8 protein-coding genes are annotated in these 20,345 nt (G+C 67.9%); 5 read left to right on the top strand and 3 right to left on the bottom strand.

Annotated features, from left to right (window positions below):
- Positions 1 to 73: 73 nt before the first annotated feature.
- The 3 genes from K8638_RS35770 to K8638_RS45405 are packed head-to-tail and all read right to left on the bottom strand — an operon-like array spanning position 74 to position 8,259.
- Positions 74 to 856, bottom strand: coding sequence for a hypothetical protein (locus tag K8638_RS35770; protein ID WP_223759200.1), 783 nt, complete (start codon positions 854 to 856; stop codon positions 74 to 76).
- Positions 807 to 7,913, bottom strand: a complete 7,107-nt coding sequence (locus K8638_RS35765) for a trypsin-like peptidase domain-containing protein (RefSeq protein WP_223759199.1) — start codon at positions 7,911 to 7,913, stop codon at positions 807 to 809. The genes K8638_RS35770 and K8638_RS35765 overlap by 50 nt, the downstream gene beginning before the upstream one ends.
- A 13-nt stretch (positions 7,914 to 7,926) precedes the next feature.
- Entirely contained in the window at positions 7,927 to 8,259 is a 333-nt protein-coding gene (locus K8638_RS45405; protein WP_223759198.1) for a trypco2 family protein, read from the bottom strand.
- 413 nt (positions 8,260 to 8,672) lie between these two features.
- Between K8638_RS45405 and K8638_RS35755 the strand changes: the two genes are divergently transcribed.
- The 5 genes from K8638_RS35755 (at position 8,673) to K8638_RS35735 (ending at position 20,323) form a co-directional block, all read left to right on the top strand.
- Positions 8,673 to 9,188 carry a hypothetical protein gene (locus K8638_RS35755; protein ID WP_223759197.1) on the top strand — a complete coding sequence of 172 codons (516 nt, stop codon included), beginning with the start codon at positions 8,673 to 8,675 and terminating at the stop codon, positions 9,186 to 9,188.
- Complete coding sequence (locus K8638_RS35750) at positions 9,185 to 10,090, top strand: hypothetical protein (RefSeq protein ID WP_223759196.1); 906 nt, start codon at positions 9,185 to 9,187, stop codon at positions 10,088 to 10,090. Before K8638_RS35755 ends, K8638_RS35750 begins: the two co-directional genes overlap by 4 nt.
- A complete protein-coding gene (locus tag K8638_RS35745) occupies positions 10,068 to 15,356 on the top strand; it encodes a hypothetical protein (RefSeq protein ID WP_223759195.1) in 5,289 nt (1,762 codons plus the stop codon). The genes K8638_RS35750 and K8638_RS35745 overlap by 23 nt, the downstream gene beginning before the upstream one ends.
- Positions 15,357 to 15,534: 178 nt before the next feature.
- A complete protein-coding gene (locus K8638_RS35740) occupies positions 15,535 to 16,746 on the top strand; it encodes a S8 family serine peptidase (protein ID WP_223759194.1) in 1,212 nt (403 codons plus the stop codon).
- Between the two features lie 4 nt (positions 16,747 to 16,750).
- Positions 16,751 to 20,323, top strand: a complete 3,573-nt coding sequence (locus K8638_RS35735; protein WP_223759193.1) for a CHAT domain-containing protein — start codon at positions 16,751 to 16,753, stop codon at positions 20,321 to 20,323.
- Positions 20,324 to 20,345 lie beyond the last annotated feature (22 nt).

The raw sequence follows: 20,345 nt of genomic DNA, 5'->3' as shown, positions 1-20,345 counted from the left end.
CTCATGGGTAGGCAAGCGCATCACGCCCTTGCCTACGCCTCAAGTAGGTTCTTGCCGTTACTCCAACACGCTCCTAGGTCTGTCTCGAGGTGGCGCGCCACCGCTGAATCAACGTCGCCAGCTCCTGCTGAAAACGCTCCAAATGCTTCGTCGCCGCCTCGTGCGCGCGCAGCCTGAGTGCAGCACGGTTGCCGTTGGCGTCCTCCACCTCGTCGCTATCGTAGGCGCCGTCGGATGCTTCCTCCTCGCTGCCCCCGTGCTCATCCGACGGGTCAGAGGACTGCCCACCAGTCTGCCCGAGGGCAGCGGCCGCGCGCGGCTCCCCTTCCTCACCTGCATTGGTTGAAGGGACGGCCTGGTTGTCTTCCGGACCGAATATCACCTTCTCCCACCAGTCGAGTTGCTCCCGAAGGGCAAGTTCCTCCGGCTCCAGCGCCTCCTTTTCGGCGGCGCCTACCTCGCGCGGACGCAATGCTGTCCGCAGCAGGCCGCACACAACGACGCGCGCCATACAGTCAAAAAGCGCGTGCAGCACCTGCTCTTCATCGCCTTGGCGGGCGTAGGACTCCCATGGGTTGTGGTCGGGCATGAGACGCGAGAGCACGGCAATCGCCTCCCGGTAACCGCCGAGTGGGTCGGCGGTGGCCGGCATGTCGCGGCGCTTCGCCCACAGTCGCAGGATGATGTCCGCAGCGCGCGCCACGGCGTCCGCCTTCGCGGAGCCGGTCGCCTTCTCGGCCTCGACCATCAACTCCGCAAGGTGGTGCGCGAGCCAGCGCTCCAGCATCGTCCCCCGGGCGTCGAGTTCAAGGTTGCGGACCAACTCCCGCCCAAGCGCCAAGGTGTCCTTCGGCAATGTGGAGCCCTCCGACTCCGTCGAGGCGGTAGACTCTTTCGAATCGCGCCTCTGGTGGCTCTGCGTCTTCTGCGCCAGCGTATCGTCGGGTTTCACGGCCACGTCGTGTTACCTCCACTGAAACGACGAGGTCTAACTTCTCGCCATGCAGGAATTCCAGCAACTGCTCCCGGTGCGCAAGCAGGCGCCGCCCGACGGAGCGCGTGCCGGAGTTCCGGTGGTCCTCGTCCTCCTCGCGCTCGCCCCAGGTCTCGTGGATGAACATGGGAGGTCGAGAGGCGTCTTGAAGCCAGCGCGGCGCGCCTGACGGGTCCCGAGTCAGCCTGCAGACGGACTGGACGCGCCGCCCCGGCAGCGTGTCGACGTATCGGGCGTAGCCCTTGAATGGGTCGTCCTCGTCAATGCCCTGGTCGCGCTGCGGGCTGCAGAGCCAGCCCAGCAGCCGGTAGGGGGGCTCGTCGCTCTCAAACTCGTCCTCGCCCTCGTTCGGCAGCTTGTAGTCCCAGGAGTCCTGCATGGTCTGGAGCGCGCGCAGCAGGGCTGGCGCCGTCGCGGGCTCGACAAGCGCGCTGGAGACGTGGAACTCCTGCGAGCGGTCGCCGGCGGTCGTCTGCTCGTGCCCGTCCACCACGACGTAGTCGGGCCGCTCGGGCGCTAGCATGGCGAGTCGGTGGTCCGCTTCGGTGACAGAGGCAACCCAGCTCGGCAGCGGCTCCCGGGCCAGCAACCAGTGACGCGGATGTAGCGGCTTCGGCACCAACAGGTCTGCCGACCACACTGGGGGCTCGGACAACTGGTTGCGCAGAATGCGGTTGCCCAAGTCGTTCCAGTCGTCGGTTTCATCCTCCTGCAATGGGATTGTCTTCACCAGTTCGCCCGCCGCACACCACATCGCGTGCCACTCAAGATGGGTTCTCAGCGGCTCGATGGTGGGGCGGGAGCCCTGTCGGTGGCTCGTCAGCGCCCGTTCGCGGTCGGAAAGAAACGGTCGGGGCAGTCTGGGGACCCCGTCCAGTGCCGACTGACTCCACCCCCAGGCGTCAACAATCCAGCGCTCGGCCTCATCCAGGAACCTGTCGCCGTCCAGCCCCGCGAAGGCCCACAGCATCCGCTCGTACCAGTACGGCAGGGTGTCGAGGCTGTCGAAGCGGAAGCGCCGCTCCTTCTGCTCTCGTCTGAACCCGACGCGCCCGTAGCGGTTCTTCACCTTGACCCTAGGCAGGGGGGACTGGTTCACCTTTGCGAGGCGCTCGAGCTCGGCTGAAGTCGGCTCGAGCATGCCCGCGGTGATGAGCTTGTCGCACGCATCGCGCGCGAAGGCGCGCAGGAGAAGATGCGGGAAGGCGTCGTCGAGGGCCGTTTCCAGGAGCACCCGACTGGCGACCCTTCCCATATTATTCGGACACTCGCCTGAAACCCGGTCGAGTGCAATGACCGCCCAGAGGCGGGCGGCGAGTTCGTAGAAGGCTGGTGTGGGGCCAGAGAAGACCGGCTCCTCCTCCCGCCCGTACTGGTCCCCGAAGGCCTCAAGGGTGTGCTGCTCTCCCGTGCGCGCCAGACGCCGGAGGGCGTGCGCCGCCCGCCAGCGCGCCCGAGTGTCCGGCGAGCCTAACTGTGCCACCAAGAATCGTGCGACTGCGTCTGTCGCAGTCGTGGGAAGTTGGGTGGCCGGGCCGACGCGTTCCAGGTGCTTCTCGTCGATACGCGACGCGAGCCGTGCCACATACCAGTCGAGGACGTTGGACGCCTCAGCTCCTAGCAGCATCCTACCAATGTATGCCACGAGGCCGAAGATTGCCTCGGAGGTCAAGGCGTCTACGTGCCTCTGGACCGCCTCAAGAAGGAGGTCTCGCTGCGCCTGTGCCGACAATCCCGTGCGGGACAGGAAGGGCGTGAGCTCGTCCGGGTCGTAGGGCAGAAAACGAGCAAGCCTCGGGAGCCAAGCCCTGATGAGGCCGGGCAGATGGGCCTCGCACCAGGTGGCCACACCGGGATTTCGCCACGCATCCAGCGCGCTCGCCAGCGCGGGCGCCACCTCGCCCATTTCGTCGTCGTTCCCCATCGTCAACAGGGAGTCCAGGTGGCGGCTCCTGTCGCGAATCGGCACGGAGCCGCGCGCGGAGGCCAGGATTTCGCGCTTCGAGAGGTAGCTCTTCTCCTCGCGAGCGCGGACTTGGAGTGCCTGGACGGCGGCCGCTAGGGCCGTCGCGTCCACGAGGGCCTCCGGGGCCCACGTGTACCGTGCAAGGACGTCGTTGGCCGATTCCGCCAAGCGCCCAGACGTCGGCTCTGGTTGTGGGTGAGGGAGCGTTCGCTCGAACTGCTCGCGTGCAAGCACTTCCTTGGCAAGGGGCCCAGCCGCCCCCGCTACGGCGGCGACCAACTCCGAAGGAACTCCCGCCCGCCTCGGGCGGAGGAGCAGGTCGCGCGCAGCCTCTTCCTGGAGCACACGGAGGTTCGGTTCGCCGATGGACCGTGCCTTGGAGAGCGAGGCCGCAAGAACTGTGTCGTCGTGCTCCAGTGCGAGCGCGAGCGCGGAGGCCTGGGCAGGGCTGAGCGCGTCCGTGTCCAGGGAGGCGCAGAGAACCGGGGGAAGTGTCTCCGAGAGGTTGGCCGTCCCGAGCACGTCCCACCTTGAGACGGCAGCAAGTGCGAGGGGAGTGTCGAGGCGGGCAAGGGCGCCCATGGACTGCTGCCAGGGGAAATGCCGGTCACCGTCGAGCCGGATGGCGGCGTCGGCCACGACCTCTCCGAGCGCGAGCGCGGTCCGGCGCCGGTCGGGGACTGCCGCTCCAGCGTGCTGGACGAGTTTCTCCAGCATGATGAGCTGCGCGCGACCCTCTGCGTCGAATTCCCCCGCTGCGTCGACGGCGAGGCGGAAGACTTGCCCGGCGTCGTCTGGGCTCAACGGTACGAGAAGGCGCGTGTGCCGTACCAGAGTGTTCGACTTGTCCCGGGCCCCCTTCCGGATTCCGGAAGCCACCTTCGCAGCTTCTGTGAGCGCCGTGACGAGTGCATCATGCAGTTCGCCCCGGAGCGAGAGGCGCGAAACCAGACCCTCGTCAGGAGCCTCGTGGCCCTTTCTCCAGGCATCGTCGATGCCCAAGGCGAGGCCCATCAGGAGCGATGAGTGATAGCCGGTCGCGAAGAGGACGAGCATGTGGCGCGCCGCCAGCTTTCGGGCGTCGTCGTAGCCGATGGTGTCCCGCCAGCGCCAACTGCTGCTCCCGACCGAGCCAGCGGCCCGCTTCAGTTCCTCTACAGCCTGCTCGCCCGTTCTCAGCCCCGCAAGTGCGCAGCCAACAGCGGCATAGATTGGGAACGTCGCCTCTGTGAACTCACGGAGCTCGCGGTCATGGCGCTCCGCATACCCATCGTCCGCTCCCCTCCTCTTGGTACCCTTCGACTCCTCCTGCGGCCTTGGCTCGAAAATGCCGGAGGCGGTGGGGACGCGCCCGGCGCGGGCCTCCCGTAGCACATAGGCGCGGAACACGACATCGAGCTTCTGCGGGCTCGACGTGTCGTGCCGGTCGATCCGCCGCCACCCCAGCTCCAGGAAGCGCTCGAGGATGGTATCCACGCCAACCCGCGAGGGGTCGCGCGCGGTCAGCACCTCACATCCTGTCAGGAGGAGGTCGATGAGTCGGGATTGGAACGAGTCTCGGTCGTGGAATCCGTCAAAAAAACTGGTGACCCAGCTCCGTCGGGAGAGCCTCGCAAGGCCTGTCTCCAAGAGGCCGAGGTCGATAGGGCGCCCAGCCAGAGCGAGAGGAATCCGGAGGAAGAGCCCTGTCGTGGGCCCCAGACCGTCCTCTCCGAGCAGCGCCTCCACCGCAGCGGCCCGGCCCTCAGTGATGAGGCGTGATGGCAGCACCAGGGCAACCTTGAGTTGGAGGGAACGCGGGCGCCAGCGAGTCAGCTGCCGCACGCCCGCCATCGGTCCTTCCAGTTTGAACGCGGCCTCTGCGTCTGCAGCGACTGCAGCGACGTCGAGCGGCCAAGCCTCGCGGGGGAAGCCTGCCGGACCCGGCGGGGCGGATTTCCTCGCCTCCATCCACGCGGCAATTACCCGCATCCCCTCACGGTAAGAGATGGCGTCGCCGCGCTCGGCGTGGACAACGAGTTGGTGGAATAGCAGCTGTCCGTGGTGTGGCCGGTGGTCGGGATTCGACAGGAGCAAGCGCCCGATGGTGTCGGTGGCGAAACGCGCCGCGAGGTCCGGATTGTCAGCGAGCAGGCTCCTCAGAGCGTCTTCGGTGCGGATGCCCTCCGCCCCGAGCAGGACGTAGCGCAGGGCGCGGGACGGGTTGCCAGCGGCGCGTGAGGCGGACAGGGCGAGCCGTAGCCGCTGGACCTCCGCCTCGCGCCGCTGAATGGGGTCGCGAATGGCGACCGGGCTCGGCTCCTTTTCGACCAGCGAGAGCAGGTCGGCAAAGCGCTCCGCGCCGGACAGTGCCGGGGCGACGTGCATTGCCGCATAGGAATCGTCTCGTGCCCGGGCCAGAAGCCACGTCGCCGCGAGGTCCCTCACGCGAGTCAGCTCCGGCTCGGCCCGCTTGCGGACGAACACCTCGAAGTCCTCGTCGGCGAAGCCCGCCGTCTCACCCTCCAAGCGTATCCCGGGCGCGAGGTCCGAGCACATGTCACGGACCTGGGCGTACGGCAGTTCCAGGACCGCCGCGAGCGCGGCCAGCGGGACAGGCCGGGCGAGGGCGATGAGGCCCGCGCAGAGGCTTGCCACCATCTGGGGGTTCCCGTTCTTCGCGAGGGCCTCCCGGAATCGCTCCTCGAAGACATCCGCGAGCAACTTGCCGGGGCGCAGCCGCTCCAGGGCGGCTTCCGGGGCAGCAACCTCCCCCTCGAATGCGTAGGACTGCACCCGCGGGATGCCATTGGAGAGCCGGTGGAACTCGTTGATCCAGCCCGGTGGCGCCGTCCAGCGCAGCCGGGCGTTCTCCGCAGTCTCCTCTGGCGTAAACGGCCCGAGGGGCACACGCTCATAGTGCGTCGGGAGCCGAAGCTCCGACAGGCGGCCTGTCCGCGCAGTTACGACGAAGCGGACGTTGGGCGGCAATTCCTGCAGCAGCACGAAGTCGTGGACGAAAGATGTCTCCGGAGGGACGCGCTCGCGCGCAGCGGTCACGGAGTTGTCAGCGGCATCGATGGCGACGACCAGGCGCGCCTCGGGGCTGGCCGCAGCGAGGACCTTCGCCGCGTGGTGCAGGCGGTGCATGAAGAGCCGCGGGAAGTCGGACGTGCCGCGGCGCGACAGAAGTAATGGCAGCCGGAGCTTGGCCGCAATCTCGTTCGCGAGTTGCACGAAGGCGTCAGCGGGCCTGTGCCGCAGGGCTGCTGGGTCGAGGTAACGCCCGCCGCCGTAGCAGTCGAAGACCACCATGACGGAGCCTGGCGGCAGATCTCCCTCAATCTGCTGAAGCGCCGTGGTCTTCCCCACCCCTCCCTCACCATGCAGGCAAAGGTATTGCCGCGTCCCGAGGAGTCGGGTCGCCCCCTCGACCGCCACCCGCCGAACCAGCCGCTCTGTCCGGGCGATGTCAGCCGGACAGGGAAACAGGGCGTGTGCGTCCGAGAGCCCGAGGACATGAACCAGGACGGCCTCTCGGGTGATGGGGACGCGGTCATGTCCCGGCAACATCCGTTCGCGCACGAACTGCCGGAGCGTCAGCGTGAGGTTTCTCGCATCCTCGTCGGCCCAGTCCGCAATGGCCCTCAGAACGCGGTCCTCGAGCGCGAAGCGCGAGCCCACCTTGGAATCGAGATCGAGCGAGGCCGCGAACTCATGAAACTCCTCGGGCGTAAGGCCGGAGGCATCGGCCAGCTTTACCTCGTCGGCATCCATGGCCGTCGGAGCCCGCTTCGGTGCTGTAAGTGTCACCGTGCTGGCGCGCCCGACGGCCGCCAGCAGCTCAGGGGCGACCGGCTGATTCGTAACTAGTGCAACGCCGGGCGACGGCGCGCCGGGCCGCAAGTCACGAATCGCCTTCCACGCCTTCGCCAGCCGGGCAATGACCGAGCCGTCCCTCGTATTCCCGCTCCCCATTTTGGTGGACGTCAGGCGTGCGACAGTCCACGGCTCCCCGGGTGAGTCGCCGGAGTACTGGAGCCGCTCGAGCCTGACGTGGCGCGCGGTCATCGCGCCCGGCCCACCGAAGTACAGGGCGCAGTCGACGCCGTCCCAGGTTTCCGCGCTCCCGCCGGGTTCAAGCACGCCCTCGACAGTGAGCGCCTGGAGATCATCTTCGGCATTCAGCAGCCGGATGGCCTGACGGGTGGCCCATAGCTCGAGGAAGGGCACCACCTGGTCGCGAGCATTCAGCAGTGCCGCGGGCGAGTGCGCCTGCGGAAGCGGCGTGGCCCTCGTCTGCAGTAACGGCGGCCCGGCACTGGGCACCGGGACCAGCGCAGGACGGTCGACCGCTTGGAAAAAAGCCGCGTCCTTCAGCAACTGTGCGACAGGCGTGGCGTAAAGCCTGGATCCTCCAAACCCCCGTGGCGCGGAGGGAATGATGCCCACCAAGTAGCCATGGCTGAAGACGGGCGCCCCCGACATCCCCTCCCAGGCCTCCGCACTGCTGGGAACACCTGCGGTGACGACGAGCTCCAGCTGTCTTCTCTCCAGTGCGCCATGGGGCTCGATGAGCCCTCGGACTCCCGCCGTGTCGTTGACGGGTGCCCTCCCCTCCCGCTCCCACACCGCCGCGTCGGGCAGCCCGCAGCTGTTCCACTCCACCACCTCAGCACGGGTATACTCGCCCCACTGTACTGTGCCGGTAGGCTGCAGTGGTTGGGTCAGTTGCAGGAGGCTGGCATCCCACTCCTGCGAGTGCCAGTACTCCGTCACGTCCAACCAACCACTGCCCTCCTCAAGCGTACGGACTTCCACCCTCGTGAATAGGCGTGCCCCATCATCCCCATGGAGGACATGCCATGCAGTCAGGAGAAGCGTGGGCGTGATGAGATAGGCAGTCCCCACGTGAAAAGTGGTTTCCGTGGAGACCCGTACCTTGGCCAACCGGGTGGGAATCAGCCCTCGCATTCACCGCTCCTGACTACTCAGGCTTCACCTCAGAGGTGCGACTCACCAGCGCTTCCTTCCTCTCGGGCCCTACCTGGGGCGTCAGCTTCAGCTTGAAGGTGTGCACATCCTGACCCGCCTCCTTGTGCTTCACTCCCAGATTTACCACCCAGAAGCGGATGCCCGCGTCGCCTGCGGTTTCACGAGAGACGGCCACTTTCAACTCCAGCTCGACGCCCTCCACTTTGAAGCGGAGGTTCTCCTTCTCCGCAGCCACGTTGGACTCCTGCAGCTCGCGGCGCAATTGCTGAATCATCTCGGAAAGGGGAATGCCGCCCTCCAGCCTGCTCTTGCTGTCATCGGCCACTCGTTTCCTCCTACAGGTGAATACTTCCTCATTACCACAGGGCCCCCGATAGCGTCCGGTTGCGGCGGAGAGGCGTCGTTGCGGCCTCCTGGTCGTGCTCTCCGTAGTGGCGATTGCCGTGGACGGGGCAGTTCCAAAGCACAGCGCATGAGCACAGCCGGCGCTCCGCGCGCTCGCAGCATATCCCCTCATGCACCCACCGCACGCCTGGCAGGAAGGTAACTCCCACCGTACTTGGTGGAGCAGACCTTCGGACCGGGAAGTGAAAAGCACCTTGCGAGCCCTCCTGGACCCGGCGCACGTCACCCCAACAGGGCCCCCTTTCAGATCAGGGGGCTGGCCCCGGAGCCGGACTCCTTGGAGTAGGCTCCCCATCCATGCCGAAGGCGGATGAGGAGAAGGGGGCTCCACGGATGGCACTCCCCATCAGGACGCCGTGGGAACGCTATGCTCATGTGCTCCGGCACCTGTACGACCCGGCCGAGCGGTGGGATCTGATCATTTCCGGCCTCCCGATGCCTCTGCGCCCGCGCGCCATCGAGGCCGGCTGTGATGCAGCGGACGTCCGGAATCCCAGGTCGGCCCGCTTCAACGATGCCGGGGCCGCCTGCAAGCAGCACGTGCTCACGGACCACGACCGTTTCTACTCGCCCGCGTACCTTGACTCTGTAGCATCCGCCATCCGGCTGCGTCGGCACCAACTCCAGCCTGCCAACGGTGCAACACTCTATGTGGGCGACAATGGGGTGCTCACCGTGGTGGGCGGAGAGAAGGAGGATGCGGGCTACGTCACCTCCGCGTTCCGGGTGAAGCCCCGGGGCGTGCCGAGCCACGCGGTGAGGCAGGAGGACTTCATCAGGGCCGCCGTGGACCGCATGAAGGAGTTGACCGTGTTGGGCCCTCAAGGGGGCCGGGGGGAGGGCCCATGACGGACACGGCGGGATGGCAGCGGCTCATTGCCGAGCAGGGCTTGGAGCTGCTGGAACGGTGGGAGCAAGGGGGGCTGGAGCCCGCGGAGGCCTACAGGTTGCTCGTGCTACTCGGGCGCGTGGAGCAGCTCCCCGTGCGCGCGCCCGAGCTTGAAGCGCTCCGGGACCGCGCAGCTCGCGCCAACGTGACTCCAAGGCTAGCGGAGAAGGTCTCATTGCCGGAGGGCAGCGAGCTACTGGAGGAACTCTCGCAGGCACTCGAGGCGGGGGACGGGCCGGAGGCACTGCACACCATCCTGCTCGACGTGGACGACCTTGCCACCGCGCTGGATTTATTGGGCAACAATGCCCGTGCCGTGGAACTGGCCCGCCGGGCCGCGGACCAAGTGGCGAAGGCCACCGGCCTTGCGGTGCCGCTCTCTGGGTGGGCCGAGGGCCGGCTAGCGACGATGACATCCCGCTCGGCCGCCGTGGCCCTCTGGAAGCAGGTGGCGGGGGAGCGTGCTCTCCTGGGACGGCATGTCGTATTCATTTCGCACTCGCTGCAGCCATTGCTGAGACAGGCGGCCTCGGCGTCCTGGACGCTGGAGCCTGTCTCTGGCTCCGGCTTCGAGCTGTTCGAGTCCGAGGGACGGCTCGTACTCTGGCTAGAAGTGCCGGCCGGTAGCCCACGGCCACAGGCCATCGAGCTGCGGCTCCGGGTGGGGGCCCGCGAAGGCGCTTGGTCGTATCGCGCATCGCACGTTGAGAAGGGAGGGATTTATGTCGACCTTGGCGCTCCCGAAGAGCTTCGCCAGCGCGCTGTCCAGACCCTGGGGGCGCTCCCTGCGGCGAACGAGCCCCTTGAGGTGATAGCCTGGCTCACATCGGGAGAGGGAGATGACCCGGTTCCTTCCACATGATGGTCGCTACGCCTGGAGCGTCCTCCTGGGACTTCCGGCGGGAGCCCGCCCCACCGAGAGGCTGCGGCTGGCCCGGGGACTGCCCGTGGCCGCCGAGCGCTACCGCTGCGGGCTGGAGCAGGCGCCTGCCGGGCATCTCCAGGAGGGCGTGGCGAAGCTCTGGGCCCTCGCACGACCTCGGCTCTCGGAGCCCGCGCTGACGCAGTGGCCGGCGCTGGCCACTGCCTGCCTAGCCGTGGCCGACCTCCTCTCCTTCCGGCTGGAGAGCCCCGGGAAGGAGGACTTTCTGGAGCGCGAGCCCGAGAAGAGGAAGGCTCGGGCGCTGTTCGCCGGATACCGGAGGCAGGTAGGAGCCCCCGTTCATGCGCTCGTCGGAGGCGCAGGCCCCGTCCGCGTCTTCCGGGCCGTGCGCGCCGCAGAGGACGCGGCGCCGGTGGAATCAGACCTCGGCGTGCGTTGCCGGGCGCTGGTCACTTCGTTGCTAGGGGACGACGCGTCGGCCGTCTGGAAGTTGGAGCGGGAAGACGTGCGAGGGCCGTCCTGGATGGCGGCGGTGGTGCTGAGGGAAATCGTGGCGCGCTGGCCGGAGGCGAGCGGGGGCGTGGAGGCCTTCGGAATCACCGGGGAACTCGACGCGGACGGGCTCGTCATCCCGGTAGGAGACATCCCGGACAAGGTGTCGCGGTTCTTCACCGCCCACCCGAAGGGCGTGTGCTTCGTGCCCGCCTCGCAGCTCGCCGAGGCGCGGCAGGGACTGCGTGGGCTCTTGCGCGGGCTTGTCGTGTCCTATTCCCCTGTCCTGTGCGGGTACCAGAGCGTCACCGACCTGCTGGTCCGGATGGGGGTGGTCCTTCCCCACCTGCGTGAGACGCTCCTCTTCGACCAGCTCCGGAAGCGTTCCCGGTCCGTAATGGACTGGCGGAGCCGCCGGCGCCCGGCGGAGCAGATGCTGGACCTGGAGGTCTCCATCGCGGGCAGGACGGAGCGCTCCATTCTCAAGGCCGCAGACGTGGTGGCGAGGCTGCGCTGGAAGCTACAGGAGGGCGCCAGCGTAGTGGGCGACGCGGGCTCGGGAAAGTCGATGTTCCTGCGGCGGCTCCATCACGAGCTACTGGAGGGGGCCGAGCGCTGGAGTGGCCCGTCCGTGCGGGTTGACGGGGGGCGCCTTGAGCCCGAGCGTTCCCTGCTGTCCCTGGTCGCGGCCGACCTTGGCGCGGCATGGAGTGCGCCGGAGGTGGAGGCGCTGCTGCGCTCCCCCGCGCTATCCGGGAGTGTCTGGCTGCTGGTAGACGGAGTGGATGAGCCTCCCCCGCATGTACGCGCCCTGCTGCTGAGGGAGGTGACGGAATGGCCGGGCCGCTTCGTGCTCGGCTCCCGGCCCATCAGGGAGGTGTTGCCGGGCCTGCGCCTGGACATGGAGCCGCTGTCCGCGATGCTTCGCCGGGAGCTGCTGCAGCTGGAGGGCCGTCGGGACCTGATGGAGCGCGGCTTGTGGCACTGGAATACGCCGGAGCCGGACGAGGCACCTATTGATGCGCTGCTCCATGACTTGGCGCGGACGCCGTTCGGCGTGTCGCTGGTTGCCACGCTCATCCAGCCTGAACGGCTGGAGGGGACCACGAAGCAGCGCCTGCTGGCGGAAGCGCTGCGGGACATGGTGAGCCGCGCCGTCGCGGAGGTGCGGCTCGACGAGGACTCCAGGGTGTTGTTCGACCTTCGGGGCGAGCGCCTGCTGGGAGCGGCAGCGTGGGCGATGCTGCGCGAGGCCCGGGCGGAGCTGTACTCGGAGGACTTCGACGCGCTGCCACCGGACACCCTGCGCTCGCTCCTGGCCGCCATCGAGCGAAGTGGCATCGTGCAGCGGGCTGGCCCCGGGCGCTGGGTGTTCAACCACAAGAGCTTCGCGGAGCACAGCGCCTCCCGCTACCTGTTGTCACGCGGGACTGAGGAGGCGGTGCGAGCCCTGGCGGAGGGCCTGGGACAACCCGGAGTGGACGAGGTTCTGCTGCACACGGCTCCGGAGCTTCCACGCGAGGCACTCTCCCGGCTCCTAGAGGGAATGCTCGACTGGGGGCTGCCGTTCTCCGCGCTCACCCTGGCCACGCGCGTCCTGAACGAGGTGGAGCCCTCGCGTCTGGAGCCCGCTCTGGCCACCCGGGTGCTGGAGAAGCGACTGGCCCTGCTGACGTGGCTGCCCACCACCGCGCTTCCAGGCGGGGCGGGGCGGGATGGGGGCGTGTGGCGGGCCCTCGGCCGGCTGGCGGAGGCCGGCGTCCTCCATGAGTCCGAGGCTTGCAGTCTCCTCGCCGCGTGCCACCCCGAGATACGTGAGCGGCTTCAGCCGCGCTCGGAGGATGCTGAGGAGGCTCCTTGGAGCGAGCGCTGGCGCATGGCCGAGCGGCTCGTGGAACTCCTCCCCCTGGAGTTGCCCGTCCCGGTGTTGTTGCGGTTCCAGAGTGGTGCCAAGCTGTTGGTGTCTCGGCGCGGGCGCGGTCCTTGGGCACTCACGGAGCTGGGGCCACTGCTGGACTCGCCAGACTACCGGATTGCCGGGCCCGCGCGGGCCGCGTGGTGCGAGTGTGCACCTGTCGATGCACTGCTCGAGAGACTGGAGTTGCTCTCGGTGCTTCCGACGGAGTTGGTGGAGTCACTGCTTCGGGTCGTGCTCGAGCATGGCTCGGAGCAGCACAAGAAGGAGGCGTTGCTGCGCACGGTCGTCCCGCGTAACGGCTTTCGTTACTGGGTGGAGAGCCGGGAGGCATATGACATCGCCCCCCTGGCTGAGCTGGGCTCCCTGTCCTCGGAGCAATGGCTGGACTTGTGGTCGTGGGCCTGGGCGACAGGCGCGCTGGGGGAGGGCACGTGGGACCAGCCCGCCATCGAGCGCCTCTATGCGCACTACCTGCACGACGCATGCGGTCCGGCGAGGTGGCGGGCTGTGCGCGCACTGAAGGCCTTGTCGGCAGCGGGGAACGGAAGCTCCCCTCTCCCCATGGCCGAGCTGAAGGCGCTCGTCTGGGAGGAGCCGCTTCCAGAGGTGCGGCTCGAGGCTCTGGAGGCGCTGCGAGACGGCGGTGTGGAGCCCACGCTCGCGCAGCTGTGGCCCTCGCTAGTTTCTTTGGAGGATGGCGTGCGCTGGCGGGCTTGGTCCCTCGCGCGGGAAAGCGGCTGGCACCTCTCCTTGGAGCAGCTCCTGACCATCGTGTCGCGCTACACACCCACCCCACGGCAAGGCGGCGACCCGGAGCGGTCCGAGGCGAAGACGCCGATGTCAGCGCATTTCGCGCAGCGCGCGGACGTGGCGCGCAGCCGCCTGTCCGACGCGATCCGCGAGCACTGCCAGACGTGGAGGAACCTCGAAGCCCTGTTCCGGCTGGGGGAGCAGGGGCCGCATCGAGAGGCCGTCCAGGAGGTGCTAGCGAGCCCCTCCCCGAATCTGTCCGTGGAGGAGCTGGGACGGCTCCTGCAGGAGGGCACCGAGGAGGCACGGCGCTGGGCCGCGAAGCTGCTGGGGCACGGGTGGCACATTCGTGACGGGACGGCACACGCGCTGCTAGCTCCGTTCGTGAATGACGCGGATCCGGAGCTGGCGGCGCTGGCGGCGAAGACATTGGAGCGCCAAGCGCGGTCGGCACAGACGCCTCAACGCGGGCCTGCGGCCTGGGCGGACGAGCAGTCAGTGCGAGGATTCGACCTCTTCGAGCACGAGCGTGAGCCCAGACAGGAGGTGGCACCCCTCCAGGCGAAGGAGTTGGCCGGCTTCAGCCGCTTCGAGGCCCTGTGGACCGAATTGGGGCGTAGGCCGCTGCAGCTGAAGGGGGCGCGGGACATGACACCCGCGTTCACGGACGAAGCGATAGACTGGTTCGTTCAGCTCGCCAGCCAAGCCCAGGACGAGAACCTGGAGGTGCTGCGGCCGGTGCTGGCCAAGCTGTCGGAACTCTTCCGCCCCGAGCTCATAACTGTCTTAGTGGATGCGCTGGATGACCCGAAGCGTGGCTACCTGGCCGCGGCGCTCCTGGGCACGCATTCTCCTGGAAGAGCCTTGCTGCCCGCGTTCCAACGCAGCGAGAAGGCTGCGGTCCGGGCCGCGAACGTGGCCCTGGGAACGCCTCTGGCGCCGGCGGCGCTCGACGCGTTACTCGACGTACTGGCAGCGGGAGGCTGGAAGAAGCAGTCAAGACCCAGGAAGTTGCTGGAGCCCACGTGGATAGATGCCCTTCGCTCGCTGGGAGGACTGGAGGCGCTAGCACGGCTTCTGGAGCGACAGCCTCCCGAGCACGTCTGGAAGGACGTCATCGCCCATATCGAATCCCATGGGGACGAGCTGGCGGTGCGGCTCTCCCAGGGAACGCGTGCCCGCGTTGCGGAGTGGGCGCGCACGAGGGCTTCCGAGGATGGTGAGCCCGATGCGCGGGCCTCCGCATTGGACTTGCTGACGCTGCTGGGGACGGCGGATGACGCACGCGAGTGGAGCCTGAGGCTGAAGCGGGAGGTGCTGCCCGCGTCCCTCACTGTCGCGGCGCTGGGGCTGCTCGCCCGGCTGGGCTCGCCCGCAGATATACCGGTGCTAGAGACGCTGGTGGGGTGGCCCGAGCCGGCCATCGCCACAGCGGCCGTGGGCGCGCTCGCCGAGTGGGCGGAGCCCGAACGCCTGCTGCAGCTTCTCCGGGAGCCCCCTCCCACGCTCAGGCGGCATTCCGCCGTGAGCATCTCGCGCAGGTCCGTGCGCTACTGGCGCGGCAGCATCGCCAGCGGCATCGTCCTCCGGGGGAACCGGGCGCAGGCTCTGGAACTGGCGTGGCTGCTGCGAGGCGACTCATCCGTCTGGACGCTCGCGCGCGATGAAGGCCGTTTGCCCGAGCATGCGCTGCTGGTGCTCGGGTACGTGCGGAGCGACCCGGGCGACTCGGTAATGCCTGCTAGCGTGACGGGAGGCGGCGACGAGGTCTTCCCCAGCGGTGTGCCGGAAGAGGCGACCGCCGTAGTACGTCAGCTCGCCGAGAAGCTCTCGCGCGAGGAGGTGGTGAGCGCGCTCGTCGAGGCGGCGCTCCGCGAGGACGACTCGGACGTGTCCTATTTCCTGGATGACACCATCAACGCGCTCGGCGGCCCGGGGAAGGCGGATGTGCCACGGCTGCTCCAGCATCTGCGGGAGCAGCCGGGTGACAGGGTGGCGCTAGCGTTGCTGGCCAGGACAGGCGCGGGAGAGATGGAACTGGCTGCGCTGTGGGACCGGCTTGGCGTGCCCTGGTGGCGGAGCTGATCTCCGGCCACTCGCCATGCCCAACGCAAAGCGAAAGGACGCATGGAAGGACATGATGAAGACCGCCGCCTACTGCCCCCGCCCGCTGTCCAGCTAAAAGGGCCCCTGCTCCGCCTATACTTAGTGGGCCCGGATCGGCGTGCTTCTTCCTCCCGGGATTAAAGTCGGAGTGCACGACATGCGCGAGACGTACATCATTCTTCGGACAGACCCCACTCAATCGGCGCAGGCCTTTACCCGAGGAACCGGCTTCCGCGGCCCTCCGGGTCGCCTGGACGCTCCGTTGCGGTTCAAGCTCTCCGTGGAGGCGCTCGATACGAAAGAGATAGCGGAGGTGACCCGCGACCCCTCCATCGCGGCCGCGCCGAAGATGCCTGTGCGGCTCGTCGCTCCGCGTGCGGTCGCGACGCTCCCGTCGGATATCGATGCACCCGACATCATTCCGTGGGGCCTGCAGGCCACCGGGGCGTTGACCTCCACGTTCAACGGGTCCGGGGTCGCCGTGGGCCTGCTCGATACGGGCGTGGACGCCACGCATCCTGCCTTTTCGGGAGTCCACCTGGAGGAACGCGACTTCACGGGGGAGGGGCCGGGAGACCAAGACGGCCATGGAACCCATTGCGCCGGCATCTTCATCGGGAGACCCGTGGGAGGCACGCGCATCGGAGTCGCCCCCGGAGTCGAGCGCGCCTTCATGGCGAAGGTCATCGACGCGTCGGGAGCGGGCACTTCCGCATCCGTCATGGAAGGGATTGACTGGTGCGTCGAGCGTGGCGCGTCAATCATCTCGCTGTCGCTCAGCTTCAACTTCCCGGGGATGGTGGAGGAACTCCAGAAGAATGGGTATCCCCTTGAGTTGGCGACGTCCCATGCGCTGCTCAGCTACCACCAGACCGTGATGGTGTTCGAGCGGTACGCAGCGCTCCTTGAAGCCAATGCAGCCTTCGGGAAGGGAGCGCTCCTCGTGGCGGCTGTCGGCAACGAGAGTCGCTGCGACGAGAACCCCATGTATCGCCTCTGGGCCGCTCCTCCGGCGGCAGCGAAGGGCGTCATCGCCGTGGCCGCAGTCGGCGAGCCCCGGCCTGATACGGGGGAGTACCCGCTGGCTGCCTTCTCGAACTGGGGGGCGGACCTCGTCGGACCGGGTGTCGGCATCGTGTCCGCCGCGATGGGCGGCGGCCTCCGCCGGATGGATGGCACGAGCGCAGCGACACCACACGTAGCAGGGCTCGCCGCGCTCTGGGCCCAGAAGCTTTTGTTGCTTCGGGGCACGCCTCCTCAACCGTACCTGCTGCGACAACACCTAGTTGGTTCAGGCCGGCTGGAGCTCCTGGCGAGCGACGTCAGGAGCGAGCTCGGAGGCGGTCTCGCGACCGCGCCGGGGCGATAGGCCGATGAGCTCCATCGCGGACACCGCCGAGGTTGGCTGTGGAGAATGTGGCCACCGATTCCCGTGGGACCTCTGGCTCCTCGTCGATGGCCGCGAGCGGCCGGAGCTCGTGGCTCGCTTCGCCACAGGCCAGCTCCATGCGCTCCAGTGTCCCCGATGTGGGGCCGGTGTCGCCGTGCTCGCCCCCGTCGTAGTCATCAGGGCGGAGGGCTCGACGTGTGTGCATCTTCCAGAAGGAATGCCTTCCGAGGCGAAAGACGCATTCCTGGACGAGCTCGTAGAACGTACCAATGAGCCGGAGCAGAGGGCCGAGCTGGCGCGTCTCCTGAAGGCCGCGACGTTCGAGACATTTGCGGACGTGGAGGAGATCCCGCCCCCTGTCGTCGAAAGGAGCGAGCTGGCGGTCAGCCCTCCGGCCTCGCTGGCCAACGCCGTCCTCCGCGCGGACGGGCTCTCCAGGGAGTATCTCGACCGTCATGAAGGCCGAACGCTCGCCGAGGCCACGATGGCCTGGAAAGAGATCATCGCCTCGGAAGCATTCAGTACGGCGCCCAGGGGATTCCGGGCTTTCGCGCACGGGAAGCTCGCCCTCTGCCACCAATACCGCTACCTGGAAACAGGCGACGAGCGTCGGGCGGAGATGGCCCACGCGTCGTGGCTGTTGGGCATCGCGGAGGCCGAACCCGGCACCGAGGCGCACCGCATCCTGGCCAACAACGCGGGCCTAGGCCAAGCGGACAGGTTCAATCGAACATTCGTGATCGATAAGCTTCAGGAGTCCATCCGGCTCCTCTCGCTCGCCTGCGACAGTGGTTGTCCACCAGGGACCGGACTGGGAGACAGCTTCCGGAACCTCGCCACGGCCTTCTTCGGCCGATTCCAGACCACGGGCCAACTGGAAGACCTGGATCGTGCCATCGCTCGGACGCGATCGGCCGTTGAGTTGTTCCAGCCGAGGGATGCGCGAGTGGCGGAGCTGCTGGCGAACCTGGGGGCGTTCCTGATCCATCGGTTTCGCGCTTCGCAGGAGGCTGCAACGCTGGACGAGGCGATCACCGTCCTGCACAGGGCTCTCCAAACCTGCACCGCACATGTCCGGCCGGCCATCGAAAGCAACCTGGCAGAGGCGCTGTTCGTGCGGCACGAATGGCTGGGGGAGCGGAAGGACCTGGAGGATTCGATCGCCCTCCTTCGTCGTGCCAGCGCCCAGCCGGGCATGGCGCCGCCCGAGGTCCTCCCGCTGATACAGAACCTGGGAGTCGCGCTGGTGCACCAGTACCACCTCATGGGCGACGTGCGATGTCTCGAGGAGGCCGCCGCGCTCTTCGACCGGGCGGACGCTGCGGGGGATTCAGCCTCTATTGCTCATGCAAGGGCTATGTTCGGCAGGGCCATGGCCGAGGCCTTCCATAGAACAGGGAGGCCGGAGCTACTGGATAGGGCCATCTACACGCTGCGGCTCGCCGCGGCGGGCGCTCCGGCCGGAGACTCGAAGCGCTCCGGCATCCATCACAGTCTGGGCGCCGTTCTGGACGACCGCTTCATGCGGTGGGGACGACCCGAAGATCTGCGTGAAGCGCTGGAAAACCTCCAGCGGGCCGTCGAAATCTCAAAGGCGGCGGGGAAGATCGACTCAAAACTACTGTGCAGTCTGTCCACCGTGCTGGGGCGGGTGCACAAGGGCTCCGGGCAGGAAGAGCACCTGGCGGCGGTCCTCGCGGCGGGACGTGCGGCCGTCGAGGCGAGCCGGTCGGCGTCTCCAGCGGACCAGTCCGCCGCCTACCATGCCTTGGCCAGTGGGTTGCGCAGGGCCTACGACACCCACCGGGACCCGGCCTCGCTCTTCGAGGCAATCTCCTGGACCGAGAAGGCCGCGCTGACGGCACCGCCCCACCGGCGGTTCGCCGTGGACGCGGCCCTGGCCGAGGACCTCCGTGAAGTCTATGAACTACAGCGCTCCGAGGAGTCGCTGCGACAAGCGATCGACGCAAATCGAAGGGCGGTCACGGACGCGCTCGCGCACCATCCGGCGAGCGCCCTCACGCGTGGAATCTCATGGGCGGATTGGGCCATGGGCCGGCAGTGCTGGGAGGAGGCGGTCGAGGCTACTCGGGCCGCGGTCCTGGCGGCAGAGAAGCTTGAACAGGGGCAGGCCTCCTCGGTCTACCAGGGCTATTGGCTTGAGGAGACTGCGGAGGTCTATGAGGCCTTGGCCTACGCGCTGGCCCGATGCGGCGACCTTCGTGGCGCAGTCACCGCTGTCGAGACAGGCCGTGCGCGTGTCATCCACCGGCAACTGGGGCGGACACGGCCCGAGGAGTCCGAGCCCGCGACGGGCGCTCCCATGCTGAGCTCTGGACGGCAAATGGAGGAGCGGGTGGACATCTCGTTCGAGGAGGTGCGACAGGCGGCGCCGGATGGTCGGCCGCTGGTCTACTTCATCACCATCCCCCGCGGCGCCCTGGCCCTGGTGGTCGAGCCGTCGGCGGGCACGTCCACAGACGAGGTACGTTCCATCTGGTTCGACGACTACAGCGCGGAGACCTCCAGGGCCCTGCACATCGAAGATGCCAAAGGCCGTCCCGGCTGGCTGAGGGCCTATCTGGACTGGCGCTCGGGGAGAAGTGCGCCCGAACAGCTCGCCCCCGTGGAGGACGCGCTGGTCAGGGCCCTGGACATACTTTCGACGGGCCTCGTGGGCCTCGTCGCCGATGACCTGCTCGCGAGGGGATTTGGCGCCGCTATGTTCCTTCCGAGTCCAGTCCTATCGTTGCTGCCGCTCCACGCTGTGCGCAGCCCCACGACGGGCCGCGCTCTCCTAGATGACCTCGCCGTCAGCCATGCCCCCTGTGTCACGGCACTGGGCCCGCGACGCGGGTATGGGAAGGACGCTCCAGCGACGAGCGTGCTCTCGTTGGCGGACGACAGACAGGATGGCCCCCTTGAGGCACTTCCTTTCGCCATCATCGAGGCGGATCTCGTCGCAAGCCATTTCCGGGAGCGCACCCGCCTCAACGCTTCAACCACGGGCTTAGCGGAAGTGCGTGAGCATCTCCAGGCCGCCGATGTGCTGCACTTCGCCTGTCACGGGCAGACAAATCACGAACACCCGCTGGAGAGCGGTCTGTCGGTGGCGCGTGACGGCGACCTCACCCTGAAAGAATTGCTGGCACTCCCGCCGGGGAGGCACCGGCTTGCGCTCCTCGCGGGCTGTGAGACGGCGCTCGTGAGCCTGTCCTCGCTCCATCGCGGCGTCTCGCTGACGTCCGGATTCCTCGTGGCGGGATGCCAGGCAGTGGCTGCTTCGCTGTGGGTCCTCCCGGACTGGTGCTCGGCACTGGTGCTCTGCCGAATGCTCGATGTTTGGACGGCGTCGCCTGGAAGTCTCGCCTCCGCGCTTCGGGCCGCGCAGTTGTGGCTCCGCGATACATCCTGGGCCGAGAAGCTGGCCTACCTGCGAGCCAACGAGCACGTTCAGGTGAAGCTGCGGCTGGCGAACGCGATTGAGGCGCTTGAGGAGCGCCCGGCAACCCACCATCCCTTCTACTGGGCGGGGTACCGCCTCACTGGAAACTAGACCGACGTGCATGAGCTTGAGG

The organism is Myxococcus sp. RHSTA-1-4 (assembly GCF_020037125.1).
Lineage (GTDB): Bacteria > Myxococcota > Myxococcia > Myxococcales > Myxococcaceae > Myxococcus.
The sequence above is the reverse complement of the archived record's forward strand: the minus strand, read 5'-3'. Positions and strand labels throughout refer to the sequence as shown.